We start from the raw sequence: 7,237 nt of genomic DNA, 5'->3' as shown, positions 1-7,237 counted from the left end.
CCGCCGCCGGGAAAACCACCTGCCCGCGCTATACCAGCAGCTTTTTATGCTGCTGAATATTTTCCCGGGCGATATCGACAAGTTTCGTATTGCACTGACATTGATTATTGGTCACCAGCGTTTACGCGATGCCGATATCCCGATTAACAGCGATCTTTCTGCTTTCCACAAGCAGCTGCGCCATACGGCGGATCGGGTTATCTCAGCGCGCAGCGATGCCAAACGTCGCCACTATTTTGAGCGGCTTCTGGCCGAACTGGCTATCTATCAGCAGAAGCTGGTGCATTACGAGGCGCCGTTAAGCGTGACGGAACCCGTGCAGCGTCTGGCAAGTATGTTAAAAAAATACCAGACGACGCTGGTACAAATCTGACTAAGAGATCTCCGCTTCTTACTTTTCTCACGGCCTGTCACGCAGGCCGCCATCTATACTTATCCCAACGGCAATCCAATGGGAGAACACGATGAGTCACTCACTTCAGGACAACGATTTATTTCAGACTGGCTTTTTTATCGATGGGCAGTGGCAGCAGGGGAACGAAACCTTTGACGTACTGAATCCGGCCACGGGTGAAGTGATAACTCAGGTCGCGCGCGCCGGTAAAGCAGAAACCGAGCGGGCCATTACCGCTGCGGCAAAAGCCTTTCCTGCCTGGCGGGCCAAAACCGCCAAAGAACGTAGTGAAATCCTTTACCGCTGGTACCAGCTGATCGTCGACAACAAAGCCTGGCTGGGCAAACTGATGACGGCGGAACAGGGCAAGCCGGTTAAAGAGGCCGAAGGCGAGGTCGAGTATGCCGCCAGCTTTATTCAGTGGTTTGCCGAACAGGCAAAACGCGCTAACGGTGAAATTATCCCCCCCGCTAAAGCGGGATCGCGCATTCTGGCTACGCGTGAACCCATCGGCGTGGTCGCGGCTATTACGCCCTGGAATTTCCCCATGGCGATGCTGACGCGCAAACTGGGACCCGCACTGGCCGCCGGCTGTACCGGCATTATCAAACCCGCCAATAACACGCCGCTGTCGGCCTTTGCGCTGGTCGCACTGGCGAAAAAAGCAGGCGTGCCTGATGGTGTGTTGAATGCCGTGGCGGGGGATACCAAAGCCATCAGCGAGGCCATTATGGCCAGTCCGGTGGTCAGAAAGATCTCTTTTACCGGCTCCACCGAGGTCGGCAAGCTGCTGATGCGTAACGCCGCCGAAACGATGAAAAAAGTGTCGATGGAGCTGGGAGGTAACGCGCCCTATATCGTATTTGAAGATGCGGATATCGACGCGGCTGTAAAAGGGGCCATTGCCAACAAATTCCGCAATGCGGGCCAGGTGTGCGTCAGCGTTAACCGCTTCTTTATTCACAACAGCGTTTACGACCGCTTTGTCAGCCAGCTGGCGGAAGAGGTGAGCAGGCTAAAGGTGGGGAACGGCAGTGAGGAAGGTGTAGTAGTGGGCCCACTCATTGAAGCGTCCGCCGTAGATAAGGTGGAACAGCACGTTAAGGATGCCAAAGCGAAAGGCGGGGAAATCGTTGTCGGCGGTGACCGACACGGACTTGGCGGTAATTTTTGGCAGCCAACGGTCATTGCCGAAGCCAATGAAAAGATGATGCTGGCCAGGGAAGAGACGTTCGGCCCGGTAGCTGCCTGTTTCCGTTTCGACAGCGAAGAGGAGGTCATCCGTCGCGCCAATGATACCGAATTTGGTCTGGCCGCTTATTTCTATACTCGCGATGTACAGCGTATTTTCCGCGTGTCGGCAGCGCTGGAAAGCGGCATGATTGGCATCAATGAGTGCGCGGTATCCACCGAGCTGGCACCGTTTGGCGGCGTAAAAGAGTCCGGACTGGGACGGGAAGGATCGGTGCTGGGACTGGAAGAGTTTTTAGAGGTCAAAGCCCTGCATATTGGGGGACTGTAACTCACCGGGCGGCCCGGCGTCGCCCGACCGTTTTCCCTGGGAGCGGCAGTATGAGAACAGAAATTTTTGATTTTAATGAGATCGTAGACCAGGCGCATTTTCTCCGTCAGTTCAGCGAGCGCTTTTCGCTAAGCGATCGGCTTATTACGGACCTGGACAGCCTGTGGGATGTGGTAAGTGAAAGGTTGCTGCCGCTGCCGCTGGAGATCGTGTTTGTGCATCTCGGCACAGGTCAGCGTCGGCGCTATGGCGCGCTAATTCTGCTGTTTGATGAAGCAGAGGAGGAGCTGGAAGGCGAGCTGCGCTTTAATGTGCGCTGAAACGAAAAAGGGCCCCGGCGAACGGGGCCAAAAGGTTCGTCATAAACCGTAGGGTACGGTGACGAGGAATTACTTGTAGAGTTCAGCGGTAACGTGCCAGCGATCGTCATTGCGTGCTTCTATAACGCGATAGGCGCTGGCACCTTGCTCATCCGCTTTCTGCGACAGCTGCTGACGGATATCCATCGGTGCACCCGCTATGCCACCTAACGAAATGGTGCCTGCAGATTGCAGATTTTGTGATTGCTCTGCGTTAACCAGCTGTGCAGCGGAAGCGCCGAAAGAGAGTACGGAGAGCAGGCTTAGTACGGCAAAAGTTGTTTTCATGATTTTCTATCCTCATTGTCATCAACAACCCGCGTCTGAAACCTTTCAGGTCGTCGACAGAGAGGCAGGTTCAACGCCTGCCCGTCGCCCATCTTATTTATAAAGTTCTGCGGTCGCGTGATAGTTGCCGTTGTTGTAGGCCTCAATCACCCGATAGGATTTTGCGCCCTGTTCGTCAGCTTTCTGTGAAAGCTGCTGGCGAATAGTGGTTGGCGCGCCATCAATGCCGCTGACGCTGATGGTCCCTATAGACTGCAGATTTTCACTGGCAACCTGTTGATCGGTCACAAGGTTAGCCGCGCTGGCGCCGAAAGAGAGAACGGAAGCCAGACCTAATACAGCAAGCGTAAATTTCGTGTTCATAGCAGATGCTCCAGAAGTAGGGCGATAACCGAAAGGGCTGTAAAACGTTTATTATTCTTGGGGTTATCGTCAGGGTTAAAGAATTATTTATACAGCTCAGCCGTGGCATGGTAGTTGCCGTTCAAATAGGCCTCTACCACACGATAGGCCTTAGCGCCCTGGGCATCGGCCTTTTGGCTTAGCTGGGCATTAATATCCGTAGGGGATGCGCTGACGCCGCTCACGCTGACGGTGCCGATCGATTGCATGCTTTGCGCCTGATCCGCGTTAACAGATTCAGCTGCAAAAGCACCAAAAGAGAGCACGGAAAGCAGGCTAACGGCAGCCATACTGGTTTTTACGTTCATGAAATTTTTCCTCGTCGTTGTTTTTATCGTGTTGTTAGTGTGATTCACATCACGAAAAAGAGTATAGATCTAATAACGGAAAATATTAATAGCATGCTAATAATGTTTTGTTGCGATATTTAAGCCGTTAACCACTTTTTAATAACGTTCGGTTATAAAAGATGCTTATAATTTGCCCTGGTCAGGTTAAATACGTCTAAAAACATTGAGATAGATCAATTTAACCATTTGTGCGCTTATTTGTGGCAGATCACACTATGAGACGAGAGTCCCTGGATTTAAACGGCGGCAAGGGGGGAATAATAGAGTGGATTATGCTGTTTTATCGGCGGGTGAGCAGAGAGATATAAAGCGCCGACGGTCGTCAGCGCGAAGGAAAAACGATAAAAAACTGCATAAAAACCGGCAGTTTATGACGACTGATCGAAAAATTTCATCACGGAATCACGCAGATGCCTGATGCTAACGTGACGAGCCGGCGTGATAAAAATGGTGTCATCACCGGCGATGGTTCCCAGGATACCTTCTGGCTTGCTGAACGAGTCCAGCATTCTGGCAACCAGCTGTGCTGCACCAGGGCTGGTATGGATCACGATAAGCGCATCGTTATGATCGATATCAAGCACCAGGTTTTTTAACGGGCTGCTGGTGGTCGGCACGCTTAACTCGGCAGGCAGACAGTAAACCATCTCCATTTTGGCGTTGCGCGTGCGCACGGCGCCAAAGCGCGTCAGCATACGCGACACCTTAGACTGATTGATATTATCAAAGCCCTGTTCCTGGAGCGCAGTGACGATCTCGCCCTGCGAGCTAAATTTTTCTTCTTTTAATAAGGCCTTAAATGCCTTAATGAGATCTTCTTGTTTTGCTGGATTACGCATAGTTTTTCGCTAGAGGTCGCAAGGAAATTCCCACTCGGGATAACGATCTATTATGCATTTTTTTGAATTTTTATGCAAATAAAGCCGTTCTCTTACGCCGTCTTACCCGTGCTGCCGACTATTCTTCTGAAAAATTCGCCTTATTGGGCAACGTCACGCACAATAAGTGAACAGATTGTTATAAAATTGATGTTGTTTGGCTAAGTATTAACGGTGTAGGGTAGCGGTGATCGCGTTGCCTGCAGCCATGAATGGCCTTAATCGGCAGCGTGCGATCAGTCCCTCGTCGCTTTATCCTGTATGATGCGCCATCGTGTATAAGGGTAAAGATCGTCGCTCAGGCCTCGCAGGCCAGATATGCTCATAAGCAAATGATTCCACGGCACTTCCCCCTCAAAAATAATAAGGAGTTTAGGATGAAAGTTGCAGTTCTCGGCGCGGCTGGCGGCATTGGCCAGGCACTTGCTCTTCTGCTTAAAACCCAACTTCCGGCAGGTTCAGAGCTCTCACTGTATGATATCGCGCCTGTGACGCCTGGCGTGGCTGTCGATCTGAGCCACATCCCTACGGCAGTGAAAATCAAAGGCTTTAGCGGAGAAGACGCCACGCCTGCTCTGCATGGCGCCGACGTCGTTCTGATCTCCGCGGGCGTGGCGCGTAAGCCGGGTATGGATCGTGCAGACCTGTTTAACGTGAATGCTGGTATCGTGCGCAACCTGATTGAGCAGGTCGCCGCTACCTGTCCAAAAGCGTTAATTGGCATCATTACTAACCCTGTTAATACCACCGTGGCTATCGCCGCCGAGGTTCTTAAGAAAGCGGGCGTTTACGATAAAAACAAACTGTTTGGCGTGACCACGCTGGATATTATCCGCTCTGGCACCTTCGTGGCGGAGCTAAAAGGTAAAGATCCGGCGGCGCTGAACGTGCCGGTTATCGGTGGCCATTCAGGCGTGACAATCCTGCCGCTGCTGTCACAGATCCCGGGGGTAAGTTTTACCGAACAGGAAGTAACCGACCTGACTAAACGCATCCAGAATGCGGGTACGGAAGTGGTCGAAGCCAAAGCCGGTGGTGGCTCCGCTACGCTGTCGATGGGCCAGGCTGCGGCGAAGTTTGGCCTGGCGCTGGTGCGTGCATTACAGGGCGAGAGCAATGTAGTGGAGTGCGCCTACGTTGAAGGCGATGGCGCTCACGCTCGCTTTTTCGCTCAGCCACTGCTGCTGGGGAAAAACGGCGTTGAAGAGCGCAAACCGATAGGGGCTTTAAGTCCTTTTGAAGAGCAGGCTCTGCAGAACATGCTGGAGACGCTGAAAAAAGATATTGCTCAGGGCGAAGAGTTTGTGAAGTAATCTATTCAGGGCCAGCTTGCGCTGGCCCTTGCTGTTTAATTGCCTGGATATTCCAGCACGGTAATTTGCAGCGTCATCTTGCGATCGTTACGCAAAATATCCACGTCAATCGCTGTCCCCGGTCGGATTTCGGCCACCTGATCCATGGTTTCCAGTGCCGAAACGGCTGGCTTATGGTTCACGCTGACGATCACGTCATTAACCTGTAAGCCCGCTTTCGCCGCCGGCCCACCCTGCGACACGTTGGTCACGACGATACCCTGAACGTGGTCGACGCTGCCATTTTGTCCGTGCATTTGTGGGATTTCACGCCCGCTGATGCCGATAAAGCCACGAATAACACGGCCATCACGGATAAGCTTGTCCATAATCTTCGTGGCCAGCGCGCCAGGAATGGCAAAGCCAATGCCTTCCGGTGTCTCGCCATCGTTACTTTTATCAAACGACAGCGTATTGATGCCCATCAGTTCGCCCAGTGAGTTAATCAACGCGCCGCCGGAGTTCCCTTTGTTGATAGAGGCATCAGTCTGCAGGAAATTCTGATAGCGGGAAGGGCTAAGGCCAACACGTCCCGTGGCGCTGATAATGCCTTGCGTTACCGTCTGACCGATGTTGTAAGGATTACCGATGGCCATGACCAGATCGCCAATATGCGCCACACGCTTGGGATTGACAGGAATCACAGGCAGGCCGGAAGCCGTGATTTTTAATACAGCCAAATCAGTCAGGCTATCCGATCCTACCAGCATCGCTTCAAAAATTCGGCCATCCTGAAGCGCTACGATAATCTGATCGGCATCATTGATGACGTGTTTATTGGTCAGAATATAGCCACGGGCATCCATAATCACGCCTGAACCCAGCGTACGGATTTCCAGATTATGGGCCGACGCGTTGGCGCTGCGATTATAGACGTTTACTACCGCAGGTGCAGCGCGGCGTACAGCCGCGTTATAGCTCACGGGCGCCTGGTCAGCGCTGTCATCTTTTAACGTAAAAAAATTATTGCCGATGCGCAGCGCGGGCAGCGCGACCAGCAGCAGGCCTGCTATCACCAGGCCAAAAAGCACTGAACGCATAAGTTTAGGAAACATGGCTTTAACTGATGAATGAATAGACGACGGGCAGGATACCATGAGTCGGGCGGACGCGCAGGTGTCCGCCCGAAGTTTTAACGTAAAAGCAGGTAGAGGCTCTCACCGTTGCGGATCACGTTCAGGGCCAGCAGCGAAGGTTTTGCCGCCAGCTGCTTACGCAGATCGGCCAGGCTTTCAACGCGTGTGCGGTTAAGCCCGATAATAATATCGTCTTTTTGCAGGCCAAACTGGGCGGCTGGCGTGCCTTTCTCGACGTTATCCACGCTGACGCCTTTCGTGCCGTCTTTCGCCGCACCATCGCTTAACGTGGCGCCCTGGAGGGCAGGGCTTAACAGGACGGCGCTGGCGGTCTGCGTGCTGTTGTCAAGCTTCACGGTCAGCGTCTGCGGTTTACCGTCGCGCAACAGGCCGACCTTGACCTCTTTGCCCGGCGCGGTCGTGCCAATTTTTACCCGCAGCGCGGCGAAGCTTTCTACCTGCTTGTCGTCCAGCGAGGTAATGATATCGCCCGCTTTAATACCGGCTTTAGCCGCCGCCGAACCCGGGATCACTTCATTAACAAAAGCACCGCGTTGGGCGTCAACGTTGAAGGCTTTCGCCATTTCCGCCGTCATTTCTGTCCCCTTGATGCCCA

Annotated in this window: 10 protein-coding genes; 4 read left to right on the top strand and 6 right to left on the bottom strand. The window is 52.9% G+C overall.

The features are described 5' to 3' along the window. From RTK32_RS16390 to RTK32_RS16380, 3 genes are all read left to right on the top strand, one after another. Positions 1–373 (top strand): FUSC family protein (locus RTK32_RS16390; RefSeq protein WP_312045829.1); only part of this gene is annotated, 373 nt, incomplete at its 5' end. Positions 374–464: 91 nt separating this feature from the next. Continuing rightward, positions 465–1,916, top strand: coding sequence for an NAD-dependent succinate-semialdehyde dehydrogenase (locus RTK32_RS16385; protein WP_312045827.1), 1,452 nt, complete (start codon positions 465–467; stop codon positions 1,914–1,916). Between the two features lie 50 nt (positions 1,917–1,966). After that, positions 1,967–2,236: a hypothetical protein gene (locus tag RTK32_RS16380; protein WP_312045825.1), complete on the top strand. Its 270-nt coding sequence runs from the start codon at positions 1,967–1,969 to the stop codon at positions 2,234–2,236. A gap of 69 nt (positions 2,237–2,305) precedes the next feature. Here RTK32_RS16380 and yhcN (RTK32_RS16375) read toward each other — a convergent pair whose 3' ends face one another. From yhcN (RTK32_RS16375) to argR, 4 genes are all read right to left on the bottom strand, one after another. After that, entirely contained in the window at positions 2,306–2,563 is a 258-nt protein-coding gene (gene yhcN / locus RTK32_RS16375) for a peroxide/acid stress response protein YhcN (RefSeq protein WP_312045823.1), read from the bottom strand. A gap of 93 nt (positions 2,564–2,656) precedes the next feature. Further along, positions 2,657–2,926 (bottom strand): peroxide/acid stress response protein YhcN, encoded by a 270-nt coding sequence (gene yhcN, locus RTK32_RS16370; protein ID WP_312045821.1) that lies wholly within the window; start codon positions 2,924–2,926, stop codon positions 2,657–2,659. Positions 2,927–3,009: 83 nt separating this feature from the next. Then, the gene (gene yhcN / locus RTK32_RS16365) at positions 3,010–3,273 is read right to left on the bottom strand and encodes a peroxide/acid stress response protein YhcN (RefSeq protein WP_312045819.1); all 264 of its coding nucleotides are present in this window, start codon (positions 3,271–3,273) and stop codon (positions 3,010–3,012) included. 410 nt (positions 3,274–3,683) lie between these two features. Next, complete coding sequence (gene argR / locus RTK32_RS16360) at positions 3,684–4,154, bottom strand: transcriptional regulator ArgR (protein ID WP_312045817.1); 471 nt, start codon at positions 4,152–4,154, stop codon at positions 3,684–3,686. A gap of 416 nt (positions 4,155–4,570) precedes the next feature. Between argR and mdh the strand changes: the two genes are divergently transcribed. Continuing rightward, complete coding sequence (mdh, locus tag RTK32_RS16355; RefSeq protein ID WP_312045815.1) at positions 4,571–5,506, top strand: malate dehydrogenase; 936 nt, start codon at positions 4,571–4,573, stop codon at positions 5,504–5,506. A gap of 35 nt (positions 5,507–5,541) precedes the next feature. Here the strand turns inward: mdh and degS are convergent, their stop codons facing one another. Together degS and RTK32_RS16345 are read right to left on the bottom strand one after the other, a co-directional pair. Further along, positions 5,542–6,600 (bottom strand): outer membrane-stress sensor serine endopeptidase DegS, encoded by a 1,059-nt coding sequence (gene degS / locus RTK32_RS16350; RefSeq protein WP_312045813.1) that lies wholly within the window; start codon positions 6,598–6,600, stop codon positions 5,542–5,544. 77 nt (positions 6,601–6,677) lie between these two features. Then, the coding region (locus tag RTK32_RS16345) for a PDZ domain-containing protein (RefSeq protein ID WP_312045811.1) at positions 6,678–7,237 on the bottom strand (560 nt) is incomplete at its 5' end.

This window comes from Erwinia sp. (assembly GCF_031978025.1).
In the GTDB taxonomy this organism is placed as follows: Bacteria; Pseudomonadota; Gammaproteobacteria; order Enterobacterales; family Enterobacteriaceae; genus Erwinia.
The sequence above is the reverse complement of the archived record's forward strand: the minus strand, read 5'-3'. Positions and strand labels throughout refer to the sequence as shown.